The 20,783-nt window shown below is 68.8% G+C and carries 20 protein-coding genes; 14 read left to right on the top strand and 6 right to left on the bottom strand.

Annotated elements, in window-relative coordinates:
- Window positions 1-85: 85 nt before the first annotated feature.
- The 5 genes from AC2IR1_RS02665 to arsJ all read left to right on the top strand — a co-directional run bounded on the left by AC2IR1_RS02665 (window position 86) and on the right by arsJ (window position 4,567).
- Window positions 86-691: a sigma-70 family RNA polymerase sigma factor gene (locus AC2IR1_RS02665; protein WP_486474734.1), complete on the top strand. Its 606-nt coding sequence runs from the start codon at window positions 86-88 to the stop codon at window positions 689-691.
- On the top strand, window positions 688-1,329 hold the full coding sequence (locus AC2IR1_RS02660; protein ID WP_486474733.1) for a ChrR family anti-sigma-E factor: 642 nt from the start codon (window positions 688-690) through the stop codon (window positions 1,327-1,329). Before AC2IR1_RS02665 ends, AC2IR1_RS02660 begins: the two co-directional genes overlap by 4 nt.
- 108 nt (window positions 1,330-1,437) lie before the next feature.
- The gene (locus AC2IR1_RS02655; RefSeq protein WP_486474732.1) at window positions 1,438-2,304 is read left to right on the top strand and encodes an arsenate reductase/protein-tyrosine-phosphatase family protein; all 867 of its coding nucleotides are present in this window, start codon (window positions 1,438-1,440) and stop codon (window positions 2,302-2,304) included.
- A 2-nt stretch (window positions 2,305-2,306) separates the two neighbouring features.
- A complete protein-coding gene (locus AC2IR1_RS02650) occupies window positions 2,307-3,305 on the top strand; it encodes an ArsJ-associated glyceraldehyde-3-phosphate dehydrogenase (protein ID WP_486474731.1) in 999 nt (332 codons plus the stop codon).
- Window positions 3,302-4,567 carry an organoarsenical effux MFS transporter ArsJ gene (arsJ, locus tag AC2IR1_RS02645; RefSeq protein ID WP_486474730.1) on the top strand — a complete coding sequence of 422 codons (1,266 nt, stop codon included), beginning with the start codon at window positions 3,302-3,304 and terminating at the stop codon, window positions 4,565-4,567. Before AC2IR1_RS02650 ends, arsJ begins: the two co-directional genes overlap by 4 nt.
- Here the strand turns inward: arsJ and AC2IR1_RS02640 are convergent.
- Both AC2IR1_RS02640 and AC2IR1_RS02635 read right to left on the bottom strand, forming a co-directional pair.
- Window positions 4,564-5,748: an MFS transporter gene (locus AC2IR1_RS02640; protein ID WP_486474729.1), complete on the bottom strand. Its 1,185-nt coding sequence runs from the start codon at window positions 5,746-5,748 to the stop codon at window positions 4,564-4,566. The two genes, arsJ and AC2IR1_RS02640, sit on opposite strands and share 4 nt — an antisense overlap.
- Window positions 5,745-6,620, bottom strand: coding sequence for an LOG family protein (locus AC2IR1_RS02635; RefSeq protein WP_486474728.1), 876 nt, complete (start codon window positions 6,618-6,620; stop codon window positions 5,745-5,747). Before AC2IR1_RS02635 ends, AC2IR1_RS02640 begins: the two co-directional genes overlap by 4 nt.
- A gap of 120 nt (window positions 6,621-6,740) precedes the next feature.
- On the opposite strand from AC2IR1_RS02635, the gene dapD reads away from it, so the two are divergent.
- On the top strand, window positions 6,741-7,568 hold the full coding sequence (dapD, locus tag AC2IR1_RS02630; protein WP_486474727.1) for a 2,3,4,5-tetrahydropyridine-2,6-dicarboxylate N-succinyltransferase: 828 nt from the start codon (window positions 6,741-6,743) through the stop codon (window positions 7,566-7,568).
- Between the two features lie 121 nt (window positions 7,569-7,689).
- The gene (locus AC2IR1_RS02625) at window positions 7,690-8,190 is read left to right on the top strand and encodes a GNAT family N-acetyltransferase (protein ID WP_486474726.1); all 501 of its coding nucleotides are present in this window, start codon (window positions 7,690-7,692) and stop codon (window positions 8,188-8,190) included.
- Between the two features lie 89 nt (window positions 8,191-8,279).
- Here the strand turns inward: AC2IR1_RS02625 and AC2IR1_RS02620 are convergent, their stop codons facing one another.
- Complete coding sequence (locus AC2IR1_RS02620; RefSeq protein ID WP_486474725.1) at window positions 8,280-9,281, bottom strand: Hint domain-containing protein; 1,002 nt, start codon at window positions 9,279-9,281, stop codon at window positions 8,280-8,282.
- Window positions 9,282-9,724: 443 nt separating this feature from the next.
- On the opposite strand from AC2IR1_RS02620, the gene AC2IR1_RS02615 reads away from it, so the two are divergent.
- On the top strand, window positions 9,725-9,976 hold the full coding sequence (locus AC2IR1_RS02615; RefSeq protein WP_486474724.1) for a GlsB/YeaQ/YmgE family stress response membrane protein: 252 nt from the start codon (window positions 9,725-9,727) through the stop codon (window positions 9,974-9,976).
- 99 nt (window positions 9,977-10,075) lie between these two features.
- Here AC2IR1_RS02615 and AC2IR1_RS02610 read toward each other — a convergent pair whose 3' ends face one another.
- The gene (locus AC2IR1_RS02610; RefSeq protein WP_486474723.1) at window positions 10,076-11,221 is read right to left on the bottom strand and encodes a DUF2235 domain-containing protein; all 1,146 of its coding nucleotides are present in this window, start codon (window positions 11,219-11,221) and stop codon (window positions 10,076-10,078) included.
- Between the two features lie 124 nt (window positions 11,222-11,345).
- On the opposite strand from AC2IR1_RS02610, the gene AC2IR1_RS02605 reads away from it, so the two are divergent.
- Complete coding sequence (locus AC2IR1_RS02605; RefSeq protein ID WP_486474722.1) at window positions 11,346-11,723, top strand: hypothetical protein; 378 nt, start codon at window positions 11,346-11,348, stop codon at window positions 11,721-11,723.
- A gap of 78 nt (window positions 11,724-11,801) precedes the next feature.
- Here the strand turns inward: AC2IR1_RS02605 and AC2IR1_RS02600 are convergent, their stop codons facing one another.
- Window positions 11,802-12,908, bottom strand: coding sequence for a Hint domain-containing protein (locus AC2IR1_RS02600; RefSeq protein WP_486474721.1), 1,107 nt, complete (start codon window positions 12,906-12,908; stop codon window positions 11,802-11,804).
- A gap of 343 nt (window positions 12,909-13,251) precedes the next feature.
- Here AC2IR1_RS02600 and dapE point away from each other — a divergent pair, with 343 nt between their 5' ends.
- The 5 genes from dapE (at window position 13,252) to AC2IR1_RS02575 (ending at window position 20,105) form a co-directional block, all read left to right on the top strand.
- Window positions 13,252-14,400, top strand: a complete 1,149-nt coding sequence (gene dapE / locus AC2IR1_RS02595) for a succinyl-diaminopimelate desuccinylase (RefSeq protein WP_486474720.1) — start codon at window positions 13,252-13,254, stop codon at window positions 14,398-14,400.
- Window positions 14,400-14,858 (top strand): GNAT family N-acetyltransferase, encoded by a 459-nt coding sequence (locus AC2IR1_RS02590; RefSeq protein ID WP_486474719.1) that lies wholly within the window; start codon window positions 14,400-14,402, stop codon window positions 14,856-14,858. Before dapE ends, AC2IR1_RS02590 begins: the two co-directional genes overlap by 1 nt.
- A gap of 99 nt (window positions 14,859-14,957) precedes the next feature.
- On the top strand, window positions 14,958-15,929 hold the full coding sequence (locus AC2IR1_RS02585; protein WP_486474718.1) for a ketopantoate reductase family protein: 972 nt from the start codon (window positions 14,958-14,960) through the stop codon (window positions 15,927-15,929).
- Window positions 15,930-16,017: 88 nt separating this feature from the next.
- A complete protein-coding gene (rnr, locus tag AC2IR1_RS02580) occupies window positions 16,018-18,324 on the top strand; it encodes a ribonuclease R (RefSeq protein ID WP_486474717.1) in 2,307 nt (768 codons plus the stop codon).
- Window positions 18,325-18,653: 329 nt separating this feature from the next.
- Window positions 18,654-20,105 carry a lytic murein transglycosylase gene (locus tag AC2IR1_RS02575; protein WP_486474716.1) on the top strand — a complete coding sequence of 484 codons (1,452 nt, stop codon included), beginning with the start codon at window positions 18,654-18,656 and terminating at the stop codon, window positions 20,103-20,105.
- A gap of 103 nt (window positions 20,106-20,208) precedes the next feature.
- On the opposite strand, the gene AC2IR1_RS02570 is transcribed toward AC2IR1_RS02575, so the two are convergent.
- The gene (locus AC2IR1_RS02570; protein WP_486474715.1) at window positions 20,209-20,781 is read right to left on the bottom strand and encodes a PqiC family protein; all 573 of its coding nucleotides are present in this window, start codon (window positions 20,779-20,781) and stop codon (window positions 20,209-20,211) included.
- Window positions 20,782-20,783: the final 2 nt, after the last annotated feature.

Here is a 20,783-nt window from a genome sequence, read left to right as displayed (position 1 = left end):
CATGTTGAACATGAACGCGATGCCTGCAACACTCGAGATGACGCGGCTTGCCCCGGTGGCAAGCCCGCGCGGAAAGATTGATTTGATGCAGGCAGACGACGGCAAGACCGGCCCGACAGCCCCCCGGGCAAAGACGCCCCGACAGGACACCACGGAACAGACCCTGTGGATGCTGGCGGTGCGCGACAACCGCGACCGGGCGGCCTTCGCCCGGCTGTTCGATTTCTACGCCCCCCGCCTGAAGGGGATGCTCATGCGATCCGGCATGGGCGCCGCCGCGGCAGAGGACGTGGTGCAGGACGCCATGCTGTCGGTCTGGCACAAGGCGGCGCAATTCGATCCCGCCCGGGCCCAGGTGTCCGGCTGGATCTACCGCATCGCCCGGAACCGGCAGGTCGACATCGCCCGCAAGGCAAACCGCCCGCTGCCGGAAGACGTCGAAACAGAAACCCCGCCCGAAGCCGACCCGGGCGCCCAGATGGCCCTGGCGGAGGAGGCCGGCGCGCTGCGCGACGCCCTCTCCCGCCTGACCGATGAACAGAGGGAGGTCATCTCCCGCGCCTACCTGGGCGACCTGACCCATGGCGAGATCAGGGAAGCGACCGGATTGCCCCTTGGCACCATCAAGTCGCGCATCCGCCTTGGCCTCGAACGGCTTCGACACGAACTCAAGGACCTGAGACCCGAATGAGCAAGATCACGCATCATATCCCGGACGAGATGCTGGCCAGCTATGCCGCAGGGCGCCTGCCCCGCACATTCGAGATGATCGTCGCGGCCCATGTCTCCGTCTGCGACGATTGTCGCGCAGCCCTCGAAGCGCATGAAATGCTGGCCGGTGCCCTGCTGAACCACGAACCGGTGCAGGACACCGCGGGCGACCTGCTCGCGCGGACCCTCGCCCGGCTGGACGATCCCGCGCCCGCCGCCACCCGCGCGGCGCCGCGCCGCAATGGCATCTATCCCGGCCCCGTGGCCGAGGCGCTGCAGAACGGCGAACCGCGCTGGCGCGCCGCCGGTGGCGGGGTGAAACAGCAGATCCTCTTCGAGGAAGGACAGAACTCCGTCCGCCTGCTCTACATCCCCGGCGGACAGGCGGTGCCCGATCACGGCCACGGCGGCACGGAACTGACCATGGTGCTCCAGGGCGCCTTCTCGGACGAGACCGGCCGTTTCGGTCCCGGCGATGTCGAAGTGGCGGACGAGACCCTGGAACACACGCCCACGGCAGAACCCGGCCCCGCCTGCATCTGCCTGGCGGCCACCGATGCCCGCCTGCGCTTCCGCTCGCTGCTGCCGCGCCTGGCGCAGCCCTTCCTGCGCATCTGACACCGCATCCTCCACCCCTCGCCTGACAAGTCCCGCCGCCCGCGCATCCCCCGCGCGGGCGGTTCTTTTCGCTTGCCCGAATCTCTTTACTTCCATATTTCATGAAATATGGAAAAAGAAGCACCCACCCTCCTCTCCACCCTCGGCCACCCGCAGCGCCTGGCGGTCTGGCGGCTGCTCATGCGCCGCTATCCGCAATCCGTCGCCGCCGGGGACCTGGCAGAGGCGACGGGGCTGAAGCCCTCGACCCTCTCGGTCTACCTGTCGGCCCTGCGCAAGGCGGGGCTGATCACACAGGACCGGCAGGGCACATCGCTGCTCTACCGGGCGGAGATGGGCACCGCGAACGACCTCCTCGACTACCTCTTCCTCGACTGCTGCCGGGGGCGGCCCGACCTCTGCCTCGCGCCCTCCCGGTTCCCTCGCCCACAGGAGACTGATCAGGACATGCCCCGGACCAAGCTCAACGTGCTCTTCATCTGCACCGCCAACTCCGCCCGCTCCCTCTTTGCCGAAGCCATCCTGAGGGAGCTCGCTGGCCCCCGGTTCGAGGTCTTCTCGGCCGGCACCAGCCCCGCCGGCAGCCCCAATCCCTTCGCCCTGCAACTGATGGCGGACAAGGGCCTGGACACCGCGCCACTCAGGTCCAAGACCCTGGCCGAATTCCAGGGCCCCGATGCGCCACAGATGGATTTCGTCTTCACCGTCTGCGACCAGGCCGCGAACGAGGAATGCCCCGCCTGGGAAGGCCAGCCGATCAGCGCCCACTGGGGCATGCCCGACCCGGCAAAGGCCACCGGCACCGACGCGCAGAAGGCCCTGGCCTTCCAGCAGGCCTATGGCATCCTCTTCAACCGGCTGCGCGCCTTCGCTGCCCTTCCCGTGGCATCGCTGGACCGCATCTCGCTGCAACACGCGGTGGATCGCCTGGCCCTCGACGACACTCCCGCCCCCTCTTTGGAAGCAGACGCCTGATCATGACCACCTTCGCACTCAACGGCCTCGGCCGCATGGGCAAGCTCGCCCTCAAGCCCCTCCTGGAAAGCGGCGCCCGCATCGCCTGGATCAACGACGCCGTGGGCGACCCGGAAATGCACGCCCACCTGCTGGAATTCGACAGCGTGCACGGCCGCTGGCCCGCCACCTTCGCCCATGACGCCGAAAGCGTGACCATCGACGGCATCCGCCTGCCCTTCATCGGCGCTCGCGACATCGCCGACCTGCCGCTGGATGGCGTGGACGTGGTCATCGACTGCACCGGCCACTTCAAGACCGCCGAAAGGATCGCCCCCTATTTCGACGGCGGCGTGAAGAAGGTCGTCGTCTCCGCCCCGGTGAAGGACGGCGACGCGGCCAATATCGTCTTCGGCGTGAACCAGCACGATTACGACCCGGCGCGCCACCGCATCGTCACCGCCGCCTCCTGCACCACCAACTGCCTCGCGCCGGTGGTGAAGGTCATCCACGAAGGGCTGGGCATCCGCCACGGCGCGATCACCACGATCCACGACGTCACCAACACCCAGACCATCGTCGACCGCCCGGCCAAGGACCTGCGCCGCGCCCGCTCCGCGCTGAATTCGCTGATCCCCACCACCACCGGCTCCGCCAAGGCGATCACCCAGATCTTCCCCGAACTGACCGGCCGCCTGAACGGCCACGCCGTCCGCGTGCCGCTGCTGAACGCCTCGCTCACCGATTGCGTCTTCGAGGTGGAGCGCGACACCACCGCGGGAGAGGTCAACGCCCTCCTCCGCACCGCCGCCGAAGGGCCCCTGAAGGGCATCCTCGGCTACGAGGAACGCCCCCTCGTCTCTGCAGATTTCCTCAACGATGCGCGGTCGTCGATCATCGACGCGCCGTCTACCATGGTCGTGAATGGCACCCAGGTGAAGATCTTCGCCTGGTACGATAACGAGTTCGGGTACGCGAACCGTCTGGTCGATGTCTCCCGCATGGTTGGGGAAGGGCTGTGACCGCGACATCCCGCAATGGCCTTGCGGCCTATGTCGCGGTCACGGCCGCCTACTGGGCCTTCATGCTCACCGATGGCGCGCTGCGCATGCTGGTGCTGCTGCATTTCCACACGCTCGGCTTTTCCCCGGTGCAGCTGGCCTATCTCTTCCTGCTCTACGAACTGGCGGGGGTGGTGACGAACCTCTCCGCCGGCTGGATCGCCGCGCGCTTCGGGCTGACCAGCACGCTCTATGCGGGCCTCGGCCTGCAGGTGCTGGCGCTTCTGGCACTGACCCGGCTCGACCCGTCCTGGACCCTCTGGGGGTCGGTGGCCTTCGTCATGGCGGTGCAGGGCGCCTCGGGCGTGGCCAAGGACCTGGCCAAGATGTCGTCGAAATCGGCGGTGAAGCTGCTGGCGCCCTCGGGTGACGGCGCGCTCTTCCGCTGGGTGGCGGTGCTGACGGGATCGAAGAACGCGGTGAAGGGCGCGGGCTTCCTGCTCGGCGCGGCCCTGCTGGGCCTCGCGGGCTTCACCGCCTCGATCTGGGCCATGGCAATCCTGCTGGCCGCGATCCTCGCCGGTGTGGCGCTCTTCATGCCGTCGGGCCTGCCGCGCGGCAAGAAGGGCACCAAGTTCTCCGAGGTCTTCTCCCGCAACCCCGACATCAACTGGCTCTCCTTCGCGCGGGTCTTCCTCTTCGGCGCGCGGGATGTCTGGTTCGTGGTCGGTATCCCGATCTACTTCTACGCGGTCCTGTCCGACGGGACGGAGGCCGGGAACCGCGCGGCCTTCTTCACCATCGGCACCTTCATGGCGGTCTGGACGATCCTTTACGGCGCCGTGCAGGCCGCCGCGCCGAAGCTGCTGCAGGCCAGGGGCCGACCGCGCGCAGACCTCGTCCTGGCCGCCCGCCGCTGGGTCGGCGCGCTGGTGGCGATCCCCGCGCTGCTGGCGGCGCTGGTCTGGGCGGCGGGCGATCCGCAACCCTGGCTCACCGTGACGCTGGTCGCGGGGCTGCTGGTCTTCGGCGCGATCTTCGCGGTGAATTCCTCGCTCCATTCCTACCTGATCCTGGCCTTCACCAGCGGCGAAAGGGTCACGATGGACGTGGGGTTCTACTACATGGCCAATGCGGCGGGGCGGCTTCTGGGCACGGTGCTGTCGGGGGCCAGCTACCAACTGGGCGGGCTGCCCGCCTGCTTGGGCACGGCGGCGCTCCTGCTGCTGCTCAGCCGCTACGGCGCCGCGCGCCTCTCGGCCCCGCACCGCGTCACGGCCTAGACGACGCCCAGAATGCGGCCCGCGCGCTTGCGGGCCGCCACCAGGTGCACCACGGCGCCCATGCCATAGGCCGCGACGGCGAAGATCACCAATCCTGTGAAGTCCAGCGCCCCGGTCATCGCCAGCAGGATCGGCGTGCCGCTCAGATTGCCCAGGTTGCCCATCTGCGCCACCACGCCATTGGCCAGCGCCCGGTCGGCGGGATCGGCGTTGATCTGCGGCACGGCGGCGAAACTGCCCGACTGCATGAAGCCCATGGCGATGAAAAGCACCGCCGGAACCCAGACCGGGCCGGGCACCAGGACCAGCAGCAGCACCGCCACCACGCCCAGGCAGAAGCCGAAGATCGCCACCGGCACCCCCTTCAGGTACCGCAGCGCCCCCGCCCCCAGCGTCATGGCCGAAGCGATCCCCACCAGCGGCAGCAGGGTCATCTGCATCTCCCGCGTGGCCTCGGGCAGGAAGGACGGCAGCACCGTCATCAGCGCCACGAAGTTCAGCGCGTAGAACAGCCAGCCAAGCCCCGGCGCCGCGATGAAGGGCGAACTGTAGGCGGCCCGGTGCCGCCGCGCCACGGTGGCCAGGGTGATCGGCTCCGCCGGATGGGCGACCTCCCCGTCGGGCACCGCGCGGTCATCCGGCAGCAGCACCTGCAACACGCCCGCCATCCCCACCATGAACAGCGCATGCAGCACCAGGATCAGGCGCACCCCGCCCATCTCCACCATCCAGGGGCCCAGCAGGGCGAAACAGGCGAAGGTCAGGCCAAAGTAGGTGCCCCACATGGTCATCGCGATCGGGCGCTGCCGGTCATTGGCGATCTCCGCCATCAGCGTCGGCGCCGCCACGACGATCGCCAGATGAGACAGCCCCTCGGCCCCGCGCAGCAGCAGCATCACCGGCAGCGGCGGCAACAGGATCTCCAGCGCCGACAGCGCGCCGCCCAGCAGCAGGGCCCAGACCATCATCCGGCGGAACCCCACCCGGGTGACGACCATCCCCGCCAGCAGGCCCAGCACCACGCCCATCAGCGACACCAGCGACACGAGGAAGCCAAGCGCCGCGCCCGCCTGCGGATAGACATCCTCCCAGACGTGGAACAGGACCGAAACCTTGCCGAACTGCGCCGCCGCGCCCATGCCGGCGACGAACAGCGCCAGCAGCCGGATCCAGCTGGTCACGCGCCGGTCTCCGGTGCATTGGCCAGATCCCCGCGCCCGGGGATCTCCTTGCGCTTCTCGCCCGCGCCCTGCCAGCTCTCGACGGCCTCCATGGCCTCCTCGGCGGTCTCGACGAACTTGAACAGCTTGAGGTCGGCCTCTGAAATCGTGCCTGCCTCGACCAGCGCGTCGAAGTTGATCACGCTTTCCCAGAAGGCACGGCCGAAGAACAGGAAGGGCTGCTGCTCCATCCGGCCAGTCTGGATCAGGGTCAGCGCCTCGAAGGTCTCGTCCAGCGTGCCGAAACCGCCGGGAAAGACGCAGACGGCCCGCGCGCGCATCAGGAAATGCATCTTCCGGACGGCGAAGTAGTGGAAGTTGAAGCACAGCTCGGGCGTCACGTATTCATTCGGCACCTGCTCATGCGGCAGCACGATGGACAGGCCGACGGACCGGCCGCCCGCCGCATGGGCGCCCTTGTTGCCCGCCTCCATCACGCCGGGGCCGCCGCCGGTGCAGACGACGTAATCCTTGCCGCCCATGGCCAGCGACTTCTCCGTCACCAGCTTCGCGAACCGTTCCGCCTCGGTGTAGTAGCAGGCCAGCTTCGCCATCGGGTGACCGTCCTCGATCACCCCCGGCGCCCGGATCCGCGCACCACCGAACAGCACCACCGTGCTGTTCACCCCGGCCTCGTCCAGCGCCATCTCCGGCTTCATCAGCTCCAGCTGCAGCCGCACCGACCGCATCTCGTCCCGCAGCAGGAAATCCTCGTCCGCATAGGCCAGCCGGTAGCTGGGCGAGAGGGTCTGCGGCGTCTCGTCGACAAACCGCGCCGTGGTCTTGTCGGTGCCTGCGTCGCGAAAGCGGGAATGACGGGTATCGTGGCTCATGACAGCTCCTGTTCCGATCCCCCCTGCGTAGCGCAGCGCACCCGCAGGGACCAGAGCGATTGCGGCCAGCCCGTTCAGGCCCTATGAGGGGCCAGACCCCTGATGCACCGGAGTTACGACATGTCCAACGCCCAGCTCGAAGCTGCCATCGAAGCCGCCTGGGAGGCGCGCGACCAGATCACCCCCGCCACCACCGGCGAAACCCGCGAAGCCATCGAGGACACGCTGAACGCGCTCGACGGCGGCACGCTGCGCGTGGCCGAGAAACAGGCGGATGGCAACTGGCACGTGAACCAGTGGGCCAAGAAGGCCGTGCTGCTGGGCTTCCGGATCAAGGACATGGAACAGCACGAAGGCGGCCCGCAGGGCTCCGGCTGGTGGGACAAGGTCGACAGCAAGTTCAAGGGCTGGGGCGACAACCAGTGGAAGGCCGCCGGTTTCCGCGCCGTGCCGAACGCGGTCGTCCGCAAATCCGCCTTCATCGCGCCCGGCGCGGTGCTGATGCCCTCCTTCGTCAACCTCGGCGCCTATGTCGACAGCGGCACCATGGTCGACACCTGGGCCACCGTCGGTTCCTGCGCGCAGATCGGCAAGAACTGCCACATCTCCGGCGGCGCCGGCATCGGCGGCGTGCTTGAACCCCTGCAGGCCGGCCCCGTCATCATCGAAGACAACTGCTTCGTCGGCGCCCGTTCCGAAGTGGCCGAAGGCGTGATCGTCCGCGAAGGCTCCGTGCTGGGCATGGGCGTCTTCCTCGGCCAGTCGACCAAGATCGTCGACCGCGAAACCGGCACCGTCTCCTACGGTGAAGTGCCGCCCTACTCCGTGGTCGTCGCGGGCACCATGCCCTCGAAGAACGGCGTGAACCTCTACTGCGCCGTCATCGTGAAGCGCGTGGATGAACGCACCCGCTCCAAGACCGGCGTGAACGAGCTGCTGCGCGACTGATCACGGCGCAGCGCGCATCCTTCGAAAGGGGCGGTCTTCCGGGGCCGCCCCTTTTCCTTTGGCCCGCCCGCCATGCTATCCTGACCCGGCAGTCAACGGGATCCACCAGACGGGAGAGGCCATGCTCACCATCACCCCCGCCCGCAGCGCCGAAGACCTGGCAGAGGTCAGGCGCCTCGCGCTCTCCTTCACCGACTGGCTCCGCAGCCGCTACCCCGAGGATGTGGAGGTGATCGACGCCTACCTCGCGGCGCAGAACTTCCTGCACCAGCTCGACAACCTGCTGGACACCTTCGGCCCGCCCGGCGGCGAATGCCTTCTGGCCCGGCTGGGCGGGCAGCCCGCGGGCATCGTCATGCTGAAACCCAATGCCCCCGGCACCTGCGAAATGAACCGCATGTTCGTCACCGATGCCGCCCGGGGCCAGGGCGTGGCCCTCGCCCTCGGGCAGGCCATCACCGCCGCCGCGCGGCAGCTGGGCTACACCCAAATGATCCTCACCGCCGGGCCGAAACACCACGAGGCCATCCCGCTCTACCGCAAGCTCGGCTTTGCCGAGGACGAAGACGCCCCCGATACCGGCGCGGGCAAGCTCAACTACCCGATGTCCATGAAGCTCTGACGCTTCCGGTGATGTGACGACCCGACGGACCCGGGGCCGATGGGGAACCATGATCGGCAACCGGGGCAGAGCTGGTCAGGGACCCCAGCTCAGGAGGCGACCTGCTGTTCCGTGAGCGGTTCCAGCAGTCGCAACCGCGCGGCGCGGAATTCCTGCGCCTCCCGACGTGTCAGGAAGGTGCAGCGCGGCTCTGCCTGGGGCTGCTGCCCCAGCTCCCCTTCCTCGCATCCCAGAAGGTCGCAAACCTCCCGCCGGGACTGCTCCGTCAGGATGCCCATCGACATGGGGCCCAGAAACAGGCTCTCCGTCGGCACACCCTCCGCCATCAGCACCGCATGGCGCGGCATCAGGACGTGGTAATAGGTCACCGGGCGGGCCTGTTTCTGCTGATGCACGTCCCGCTCCCCCAGCAGGGCCTTGGCCGGGCCCATCTTCCGGTCCCCGGCCTCGGCGCCAAGGACAAGCCGGTGCTGCGGCGACAGTTTCAGCGGGCGCCGCGGCAGGCCGTGGCCCATGGCCCCGGGGCGCAGCACGATGGGGCGGTGTTCCTCCGGCGCGCCGAAGGGATAGTGGCGCTTGCCCACCCACAGGACGGGCAACAGCTCCCCCATGTGGGTCACGGCCAGGTCGCCGGGCAGCAGCTCCTCCACCGGCATCTCGCCCCGGGCGGTCAGGATCCGCGTGCCCTCGCAGAAGCAGATCGGCGGCGCGCCATCCAGCGCATAGGCCTCCGCGTTGATGTCCACGATCATCGACACGATGCCCAGGGCGCTCGGCTCCCCGTCCGGGAAGACGAAGAAGATTTCCCCCGTCGCCGTGTCCTTCATCAGCAGCACCGGCACCTCCGCCCCGACGCCGATCGTCGCGCCGATGGACAGGCCCGCCTGGGCCGTGCCGGATCCCAGCATCGTCATCGTCCGCCCGCCGACGCTCACTTCCTCGCCGACGTAGATCACGCCGGAACTGTCCTCGACCGTGCCCCCCTGGGACGGCCCGAAAGCGTTCAGGACGATTGTCCTCTGACTGCTCAGCAATTCGGTCGTCAGAAGGGATCCATTGTATTCTCGGTAGGTGACGTTCTCTGTAACCATTTAAAAACCTGCAATAAACGGACCGGTGCCGCGCGGGGCACACCGGGTGTGGGCGGCGCCGTGGGACCGACGCCTGAAACATTACTCTCGATAAGGTTGTTCAAATTTACACCGAATCTCCCAAACCGAAAAACGTTGTTTTCGCAAATTGATAGCCCGTACGATCACGACTGTGTGATGAATATACGCACTAATATTTTCTCATCCCGGGTGAAACTTTTCGGCCTTTTCGGCGTTGGCATCCGGACATGAAAACGACCTGAAAACGACCAGGCAGGGGCGGCTCCAAGCCGCCCACACTGCCGGAACCGGGCCCGGAAGGTGCCCCCTGCGCGACCGCAACAGCTGGCGCACCGGGGACGCACCGGGGCGCAGCAGGGGGTCGGCAAGGGGGTCGGCAAGGGTCTCAACGGCGCATTCCGCCACAGGAAGAGGATAGGAAAATGGAAGGACTGGGCTGGCTCATGGCCATCATCGTCGGCGCCCTGGCAGGCTGGATCGCCGAAAAGATCATGAATTCCCGCATGGGGCTGCTGATGAACATCGTGATGGGCATCATCGGCGCGATCGTGGGTAACTTCCTGCTCTACGCCATCGTCGACACGACGCTTTACGGCATCCTCGGACAGCTGATCGTGGCCGTCCTGGGCGCCTGCCTGCTGATCGCCCTGGTCCGCGGCCTGCGCAGGGCCTGATCGCGGGACCTGACTTCAGATCGCGTCACGCAACCTGACACTCACAAGAAGGCCCGGGATCACCCCGGGCCTTTTTCATGCCCGCCCCACTGCCATCCCTCAGGCGGGCGCATCGCCCGGCGTTGCATCGGGCAGGTTGGGCGGCCTGTAGTCCGGGCGCAGCGCCAGCCGTGCCGTGACCGAGGGGTGCAGCTCTGCCCCCTCCGGGATCCTGCGACAGGCCCCCAGCGGCCATGTCAGGCCCAGGAACCGGCGCCCCGGGGCCTCCGGGCTCCGGCGCGGCATCAGCTCCAGCAGCCACCAGAGCCCGCTCAGCGACGGATGCAGATCGGCCTCCGGGTCGGGCGGGGCATATCCCGCATCGGCCACGCTGCCCCGCACCAGCCGGTTCACCGTCTGCGTCCGGTAGGACAGGCCCAGGGCCCCGGTCTCCTCGATCAGCCACAGCAGGGGCAGCTTGCCCAGGCCGCTCTCCTCTTCGGGATAGCCGCCGCCCACGTCGCCATGCACCCCGGCAAACCACAGCTCCCTTGCATCCTGCGGCCTGCCGCTGCCCGGCGCGGCGAAGGGCTTGCGCACCTCGCGCTCCTCTCCCCACAGGGTCGCCCGGTACATGCTGCGGCGCTCGTCTATGCTCACCGCGTGGCGCAGGCTCTGCACCGAAGGGTTGTTCGACGTATAGGCGTGATGCTTCAGCCGGAACCAGAACCGCGTCGGCTCGATGACCGAGGCAACGGTGTCCATCAGCGCCAGCCCCGCGATCTCCACCTTCGCGGGCCGCAGGGCGCGTTCATGCAGGCGGATCTCGGCAAAGGCGCTGTCGCCGGTCTTCTGGCCGATCCCCTTGTAGGCGCGATAGGCATAGTCCAGCAGGTTCAGCTGCTCCGTCCGGATCAGCCCGAAGGCATGCAGGAACCCCGCCAGCACCCGCGCCGTGTAGGCGCCGCGTGAAAAGCCCATCAGCCAGATCCGGTCGCCCTCCTCGTAGCGCTCGCACAGGAACCGGTAGGCCTCCTTCACATTGGTATCCAGGCCCCAGCCCGTCGCCATGCCCAGGATCTCCGCCGTCTTGCGCCGGGCCCGCGACCAGGCGTTCTGCGCCCCGATCGTACCCACGCCGGGATCGTAGTAGACTAGCTGCGCCTCCGACTTCTCCAGGCAGCCGTAAAGCCGCAGCACATTCGTCCGCTTGCGCGAAATCTCGTTCGACGTCCCGTCGAGCAGGATCACGATATCCTTCGCCATGGGCACCCCCTCTCACCGATGCCCCCAGCCTAGCCATACCCTGCGCCGCCGCACAGTCCGGAACGCCCCCCTTTACTCGCAGCCCCCTTTCTGGCACGCCCCGCCCAACCTAGGAGATGCGACGATGAGCACCGACAAGCCCGCGAAACCCAAGAAGGCGCCCAAGCCGCAGCAGGTCTACACCCTCCTGGTCGAAGTGGGCCGCCACAAGGACGACGGCCTGCCCGAAGGCAGCTCCGGCGCCGCGCTCATGTGCTTTGCCTCCGGCGTGGACGAGGCAGAGGCCGTGCGCGAAACCGTCGCGATCCTCAAGCAGGCCGACCTCGCCCCGCTGGACGTCACCGGCTACGGCACGCTGGAAGACCGGATCGAGATGGGGCACGAGATCGACGAGGAAGAGCGCGCGCTGATGGCCCGCGCGGCGGAGGAAAACTCCGTCATCGTGGCCCAAATGACCCCCTTCTACGGCGAAGAGGCAGGCGACCGCGACCTCCCGAACTGACCGGCCGAACTGACCGACCGAACTGACCAGCCGAACTGATCACCACCCCGGCTGGGCCCTGCGCGATCGGGGGCCAGATCAGGCGGCGCGGTGCTGCAGCAGCATCCGCGCCTCGAAATCGCGCAGCACGGGGCGGGCATGGCCCGCCTGCTGCGGCAGGCGCGACCGCTGGTAACCGGCCAGAAGGCTCGCCTCGACAAGGGCGGCGCTGCGGCGCAGACGGCCCACGTGCAGGCTCTCCACCTCGGCGCCGCAGACCTGCAGCAATTGCTGATCCGGCAGCAGCACCTGGTGCAGCGTCACCAGCGGCCCGCTCTCGGCCCAGGTCGCGCTGCGTTCCGTCATGACCTGCCCGGCGCCAACCAGCACGCCCTCGGCCTGGAACAGCTGCTCGATATCCGATCCTTCGGTCAGCAGGCGCTGCCCGGCGGCCACCACCACGTCCCGGGTCAGCCCGTGCCAGGGCGAAAACAGCTGCACCGGGCGGAACAGGCCGCGCGCTGGCAGGCTGCGCCGCACCGCCGCCAGCACCGGCACGCTTTCCACCGCGCCGGACGGGCCGTGAACGCTCACCAGATCACCCCGGCGCAGGGCCTCGATCCGGCGGCGCCCGCCGGGCACCTCGATCCAGGTGCCCGCGACCAGCCCCGGCATCGGCCCGATGGGTTCGATACTGTCCGAAACCGCCAGGAAATCCACGCCCTCGCCCAGCACCTCCAGCCCCGGATGCAACGCCGCCTCGACCAGCGCCTGGAAGGGCAGCGGCATGGGATCCTTCAGCCCCGTCGCCAGCGGCGCCAGGTCGCGCTCGGGCCGTTCCACCACCAGCCGGGCAATCCCCGCGCGGCAATCCCACGACAGCATGATCCGCAGCCGCTCCGGCCGCTCACCGCTCTCCAGGGTCAGACTGCACTGGCGCTGCTTCTGCCCGCGTTCCATCACCAGGCTCAACGCGCCACCGGGCACTTGGGAGAGGGTCAGCCGCCCCGGCACCGGATGACGAATGGCAATGTCCAGAAGCGGCGCCGGAACCCGCGTCGCGGTCACATCGGCCTCGATCAGCAGGGACCCCTGCCCCATCAGCTCCGCCGGGCTGCCGCTGCGCAGCAACGTGCCCCGGCCTTCCGCCGGTCCGACCTCTGCCTGGCGACCTGCCCCCGGTGCGGATACCGCGACCCATCCCATGGCTCAGCCCAACCCCATCAAAACAGACCCCGCAACAGGCCCGCAGGCCCGACGCGCAGCAGGCCGATGGCATCCCGCCACCCGTCCGACGAATGAATGATCGCGCCCGGGAATCCCCCGCGCTGCCTGCTCTGCCATGCTCCGCGCCTTCTCCATGCGCCTTTCGGGCAGAATCGCACTCTCCGCCCCATCCGTAAAGCCTTGACTTCACGCCTCTCCGCCCCCCGGCCCGTCCCCTCTCCATCCCCCGGGCGCGGCCAACCCGCCCCGCCACCCTTTGCAACGCCCGCGAAAGCGGCTAGCCATGCCTGCAAAGGCCATGCCTGCGAAGAAGGAGTTCCAGATGACCGGTCCCACCGATCCCATTGCCCTCACGGCCGACCTGATCCGCTGCCCCTCGGTCACGCCCGACGAAGGTGGCGCGCTGGTCCTGCTGCAGGGCCTGCTGGAGGAGGCGGGCTTCACCTGCACCCGGGTCGACCGGGGCGGCATCGCCAACCTCTTCGCCCGCTGGGGCAACAAGGGGGCCAACCGCTCCTTCGGGTTCAACGGCCATACCGATGTCGTGCCCGTCGGCGACCTGAAGGCCTGGACCGCCGATCCCTTCGGCGCCGAAATCCGCGATGGCCGCATGTACGGCCGCGGCGCCACCGACATGAAGTCCGGCGTTGCCTGCTTCGTCGCCGCGGCCATCGACTTCGTCCGTGACACGCCGCCCGATGGCGCCATCGTCCTGGCCATCACCGGCGACGAGGAAGGCGAGTCGGTCGATGGCACCATCGCCCTGCTCGACTGGATGGCCGAGAACGCGGAAACGATGACCGACTGCCTCGTCGGCGAACCCACCTGCCCCAGCTCCATGGGCGAAATGATCAAGATCGGCCGCCGTGGCGCCATGACCGCCTGGTTCACCGCCACCGGCAAGCAGGGCCACTCGGCCTATCCGCACCGGGCAAAGAACCCGATCCCCGCCATGGCGCGGCTGATCGACCGGCTCGCGGGACAGGAACTCGACCAGGGCACCGACCACTTCGATCCCTCCACCCTGGCGGCGGTGCAGTTCGACACCGGCAATCCCGCCACCAACGTGATCCCCGCCCAATGCTCCGCCGCGGTGAACATCCGCTTCAACGACCTGCACACCGGCGAAAGCCTCACCCAGTGGCTGAAGCGCGAAGCGCAGGACGTCTCCCGCATGTTCGACATCGTGATCGAAACCCGGGTGAAGGTCTCCGGCGAAAGCTTCCTCACCCCCCCGGGCGATCTCTCTTCCCTCGTCGCCACCGCGGTGGAGGCCGAAACCGGCGTCACCCCGGAACTGTCGACCACCGGCGGCACCTCCGATGCGCGCTTCGTCAAGAACCTCTGCCCCGTGGTGGAATTCGGCCTCGTGGGCGAGACGATGCACCAGGTCGACGAAAACGTGCCAGTGGAACAGATCACCCAGCTGAAGGCGATCTACACCCGCATCCTGAAGGACTACTTCGCCTGATGACGACCCCCGCGCTGCTGATCGAAACCGTCACCGACCCCGCCCCCTGCTTCGCCCTGCGCGAAGAGGTCTTCATGGCCGAACAGGGCTTCACGGCAGAGGAGGAATGGGACGATCTGGACGCGGGGGCGGAACACCTGCTGGCAACGCTCGACGGCCTGCCCGTGGGCACCGCGCGGCTGCTGACGGAGCCGGGCGCAGGGCGGATCGGGCGGATCTGCGTGCGCCGCTCGGCGCGCGGCACCGGGCTGGGCGCGGCGCTGGTGCGGGCGGGGATCGACCGGCTGCTGGCGCGGGGCTTCACCGTCATCGTGCTGGGCGCCCAGGTCCGCGCCATGGGTTTTTACGAAGGGCTGGGCTTTGCCGCCTGTGGCCCGGAATACGACGACGGCGGGGTGCCCCATCGGGAGATGGAGTTGCTTGTCGCCCCGGAGGCAGGGGGCCTTGCCCCCTCTTGAGCCTGCGGCTCAATTCACCCCCAGGATATTTCTGGCCAAAAAATGACAGGGGCGGGGTGCGGAACGGAAAGGGCGCGCGGGCGCCCGAAGGGAGGGAAGATGAAGGTTTCGGTAATCGGATGCGGCGCCATCGGCGGATGGCTGACGGCAGGGCTGGTGCGCGCAGGTGCAACGGCCACGGTGCTGGCCCGCGGCGCGACGCTGCAGGCGCTGGCGCGTGACGGCCTGCGGATCGAAGAGGCAGGCCGGACAGAGGTCTTCCCGGTGATTGTCACCGAAGACCCCGCCGCCCTGCGGGGCGCCGACCTGCTGGTGCTGGGGGTGAAGGCCCACGGCCTGCCCGCACTTGGCGAGGCGATCGCGGCCGCCATGACGCCGGACACCCTCGTCATGCCCGCCGTGAACGGCTTGCCCTTCTGGTTCCTGCAGGGCTTCGGCGGCCCCGCGCAGGGGCTGACCCTCGACACCGTGGATCCGGGGGCCAAGCTCTGCTCGCTGATCCCCGCGCCGCAGATCGCCGGCAATGTCGTCCATGCCGCCAGCTCCGTCGCGGCACCCGGGCACATCCGCCTGGCCAAGGCCAACCGGCTCTGGCTCGGCACCACCGACGGCCGGCCCTCCGCCCGCATCGACGCCCTGGCGGAGACCTTCCGCAGCGGCGGCATCCCGGCAGAGGTCACCCCGCAGATCCACCGGGAGGTCTGGCTGAAGCTCTGGGGGAATTCCAACATGAACCCCCTGACCGCCCTGTCCCGCAGCGACACCGCCGCCCTGCTGGCCGATCCCGAAGCCCGCGAACTGGTCCGGAGCATGATGGTGGAAATGGCCGAGCTGGGCGCCCTGATCGGCCTGCCCGGCTTTGATGACCCCGAGGGACGCATGGCCGAAACCGGCAAGCTGGGCCCGATCCGCACCTCCATGCTGCAGGATGTCGAGGCCAGCCGCCACCTGGAGATCGAACCGATCCTGGGCGCGCTGGTGGAACTGGCCGCAAAGCTCGACCTTCCGGTGCCGGTCATGTCCGGCATCTGCGGCCTCACCCGCCTGCTGGACCGCAGCCTGCCAGGGTGATCCCAGGGTAATCCCCGGCTCATCCACAGCTGATCCGGCCGCCGCTTTTCCCCATGACCGCGCCCTGCGCCCGTGGTAGATCTGCGCCATGTCACAGCTTCCCTCCCGGGCAGAGATCCTCGACTGGATCACCGCCAACCCCACCCAGACCGCCAAACGCGACATCGCCAAGGCCTTCGGTATCAAGGGCGCCGCCCGCATCGACCTCAAGCGCCTGCTGAAGGAGCTGGAGGACGAAGGCGTGCTGGAGAAGCGCAAGAAGACCTACCGCGATCCGGACCGGCTGCCGCCTGTCTCCGTGCTCATGGTCAACGCCCCCGACAGCGACGGGGACCTGACGGCCAAGCCGCTGGAATGGCACGGCGAAGGGCCGGAACCCACCGTGCACATCCTGCCGCGTGCCTCCGACCCGGCCCTGGGCGAAGGCGACCGCATCCTGGCCCGCCTGACCGCGATCGAGGGCGAAAACGCCTACGAGGCGCGGCTGATCCGCAAGATCGGTTTCAACCCGCAGCGCATCCTGGGCGTCTTCCGCAAGGGGGCCGAAGGTGGCCGCATCGTGCCCATCGACAAGGGCAACGACAAGGAATGGATCGTGCCCGAATCCAACGTGCACGGCGCCAAGGACGGCGAACTGGTCGAAGGCGAACAGGCCGGGCCCAAGGGCCGCATGGGCCTGCCCAAGGCGCGCATCGTCGCCCGCCTGGGCGATCCCACCGCTCCGCGCGCCGTCTCGCTCATCGCCATCCACCAGCACGGCATCCCCGATGCCTTCCCCGACGAGGCCGTGGCAGAAGCCGACCGCATGAAACCCGCGGGCCTTTCGGGCCGCGAGGACCTGCGCGACCTGCCGCTGGTCACCATCGACCCCTCGGATGCGCGCGACCACGATGACGCCTGCTATGCCGAGGCCGACGAGGATCCGAAGAACCCCGGCGGCCATATCCTCTGGGTCGCCATTGCCGACGTGGCGCATTACGTCACTCCCGGCTCCGCCCTGGACCGGGAGGCGAAGCGGCGCGGCAATTCCACCTATTTCCCCGACCGCGTGGTGCCCATGCTGCCCGACCGGCTGTCGGGCGACCTCTGTTCGCTGCACGAAGGCGTGCCGCGCGCCTGCATCGCCGTGCGCATGGTGCTGGACCGGCACGGCAACAAGCTGCGCCACACCTTCCACCGCGCCCTGATGCGCTCCGCCGCCTCGCTGTCCTACCAAGAGGTGCAGGCGGCGATGGACGGCAATCCGGGCGACAAGGCCGGGCCGCTGCTGGAAACCGTGATCAAACCGCTTTACGAGGCCTATGCCGCGCTGAAGGCCGCGCGGGAGGCCCGCCAGCCGCTCAACCTCGACCTGCCGGAACGCAAGATCGAACTGTCGGAGCTGGGCGAGGTCACCTCGGTCAACTTCCGTGACCGGCTCGATGCCCACAAGCTGATCGAGGAATTCATGGTGCTGGCCAACGTGGCCGCCGCCGAAACCCTGATCGCCAAGGCCTCCCCCCTGCTGTTCCGCGTGCACGAGGAACCCAGCCCCGAAAAGCTGGAAGCGCTGCGCGAGACCGCGCAGGCCTCGGGCTACCAGATGGCCAAGGGGCAGGTGCTGAAAACCGCCCATATCAACCGGCTGCTGGACCAGGCGGCGGGCACGGATCAGGCGGAACTGATCAACATGGCAACGCTGCGCTCGATGATGCAGGCCTATTATGCGCCGGTGAACTTCGGCCACTTCGGGCTGGCGCTGCAGAACTACGCGCATTTCACCTCTCCCATCCGGCGCTATGCCGACCTGATCGTGCACCGCTCGCTGATCACCGTGCACCGCTGGGGCAAGGACGGGCTGTCGCCGCATGACATCGAGGTGCTGGAACAGACCGGCCAGCACATCTCTGAAACCGAGCGGCGCTCGATGATGGCGGAGCGGGACACCAACGACCGCTACCTCGCCGCCTACCTGTCGGAACGCGTGGGGCAGGAATTCGAAGGCCGGATTTCCGGCGTGGCCCGCTTCGGCGCCTTCGTGCGGCTCGATGAAACCGGCGCCGACGGGCTGATCCCGATCCGGTCGCTCGGGGCGGAATTCTTCCACTTCGACCGGGAGGCGATGACCCTGCTGGGTTCGAAGACCGGGCGGTTGATCGAGCCGGGCATGCGGGTCACCGTCCGCCTGGCCGAAGCCGCCCCCGTGACCGGCGGGCTGGAGCTGGAGCTCCTGTCGCTCGAAGGCGGCAAGGTGGAACAGAACCCCAACGCCCGCCAGGGTCCGCGCGGCCGCCCGCACAAGAGCTTCGGCAAGGGCAAGACCAAGTCCAAGGGCAGCCCCAAGCGCAAGCTGATCCGCGCCAGCGCCAAGAAGGGCAAGACCGCCCGCAAGATCACCCGCAGCCGGAACAGCTGACCGACAGAATCACGGACCGGGGCAAGGACCGGGGCGGGGACTGCGGCAGGAGAGACTGCGCAGGGGGCGGCTGCGGCCCCTCCTGCACGCTGGCCTGCCCTGCATGGCCTCCCCCCTTGCCTTGGTCCACGCTGGTTGCCTCACACCTTGCATCGTCGTCCGCTGGCGGCCCGGCCCCGAAATCTCCCCCAATGATCAAACCCATGCGGACCCGGCTTGTGGCACAGACCCGCCGGGCCCGCGTGCCGCTCAGCCCGCGCTTTCGATTCAGCCCCTTTCGCGCTAGGATAGGGGCAATAAGAACCAGAGCAGTCCAACACAGGTCGTCCATGCGCTTCATCGCCAGGGCTCCCGCCCTCGTCCCCCTTGCAGTCACCCTCCTGCTGCCGCTGTCCGATCCGGCCCGCGCCGCAGCGCCAGAGGTTTCCCTGCGTCCGCTTGCCCGCCCGGCCACCTCGGACGGTGGCACCCCCATTGCCACCGCGACCCTCGATGCGCTTGCCGCCACCGCGCAGCGGAGCACCCCGCAGGTCACTCAGGTCTCCGCCACGCCGACGGCGCTGATCGTCGAAAGCTCCCTGCGCCCGCGCGCCCGCCCCTCGGGCCTGAGGGCAGAGCTCTCTGCCCCCGCCCGGCCTGCCGCGCCCGCTGCCGTGCCTGCCTCCGTCAACCCCGGCTTCAACGCCTGGCTGCGCGGCTTCCGTGGCCGCGCCATGGCGAAGGGCATCACCGCCCGCACCTTCGACAGCGCCTTCCGCAACGCCGTCTTCATGCCCGACGTGATCGAAAAGGACGGCAACCAGTCGGAGTTCACCAAGTCGATCCGCGACTACATGGATGGCGCCGTTTCCGACACGCGGGTGCGCAATGGCCGGCAGGAGTTCGCCCGGAACACCCGGCTCTTCCGCGCCATCGAAAGCACCTACGGCGTGCCGGGGCAGTATGTCGCCGCCATCTGGGGCCTGGAAACCGCCTACGGGCACTACCGCGGCTCCACCCCGCTGATCTCCTCCATGGCGACCCTGGCCTACGACGGGCGGCGCGGCGCCTTCTACGAGGCACAGCTGATCGCCCTTCTGAAGATCGTCCAGCACGGCGATTCCACCCCGGACCGCATGCTGGGCTCCTGGGCAGGCGCCTCGGGGCACACCCAGTTCATGCCGACCTCCTACGAATCCTACGCGGTCGACTTCACCGGCGACGGGCGGCGCGACATCTGGTCGGAAGATCCCTCCGACTCGCTGGCCTCCTCCGCCAACTACCTCTCCCGCCACGGCTGGCGGCAGGGCGAACCCTGGGGGATGGAAGTCACCCTGCCCGCCAACTTCAACTACGCCTATACCAACGGGCCGGAAAAGATGCCCTCCGAATGGGCCCGCCTGGGCGTGCGCCCGGCCCGGGGCAACATGCGCGACTGGGGCCAGGCACGGCTGCTGATGCTGGCCGGGGCCAAGGGGCCGGCCTTCCTGGTGTTCCACAACTTCGACGTCATCAAGCGCTACAACAACGCCGACACCTACGCGCTGGCCGTGGGCATCCTGGGTGACCGCATCGCGGGCGCGGGCGACATCACGCGGCCCTGGCCCGCTGGCGAACGGCCGCTGAAACGCGCCGAACGGATCGAACTGCAGCGCCTTTTGACAGCGCGCGGCTACGACACCGGCGGGATCGACGGCATCCTGGGCTCCCGCTCCACCGCCGCGATCCGCGCGTTCCAGCGCGCCGCGGGCATGCCGCCGGACGGACAGCCCTCCGTCGCGGTGCTGCAACGCCTGCGCTGACACGAAAGGGCCGGGGTCGCATCAGCGCCCCGGCCCTTTCGTTTCCGGCCCCTTCATCTAGGCCCAAATCCTCCGGCCAGCCCGCGCAGGCCGGGCACTGGCCTCAGCGCAGCCCCTCGCGCGCCAGCTGGGCCGCCAGCTGCGCCACGACCGAGGCACGCGCCCGGGTGATCGCCACCGGCCCCGCCCCCTCGATCGGCGCCCGCAGGTCAAAGAGGCCCGACCGGCCGCCCTCGCTGCGCTCAGGCGCCACGAAATACTGCCCCGACAGGCGGAAACTGCCGTCCCCCTCGTCCAGCATCTGCTCCACCCGCACCTCGACCCGCGCCTGGGCACGGCTGTTGAAGGGCCAGGGCTCCGCCGCGACCTGCGCGCCGGTGATCCGCGTCAGGTCCCGCGCCAGCTGCATGGTCATCCCGCGCGAGGGCAGATCGGCCCAAAGCTCGCCCTTGCGGGCCGACACGGCGCCATCGGCGCCCCGCACGGCGATCTGCTGCCGCCCGGCGTAATCGGGCAGGGACACCTCCGTCAGCTCCACCGTGGCATAGCGGATGCGCTGCGGCGCAAGCGCCTCTGCCGGGGCCTCCGGCGTGGTGAAGAACCGTTCGTTGGTGCTGCAGCCCGCAAGCGTGGTCAGGGCCGCCACGGCCGTCAGGGCCAGGAAGGAAGGGCGCATGA

Source organism: Pseudooceanicola sp. NS-SX8, assembly GCF_057380755.1.
The sequence above is the reverse complement of the archived record's forward strand: the minus strand, read 5'-3'. Positions and strand labels throughout refer to the sequence as shown.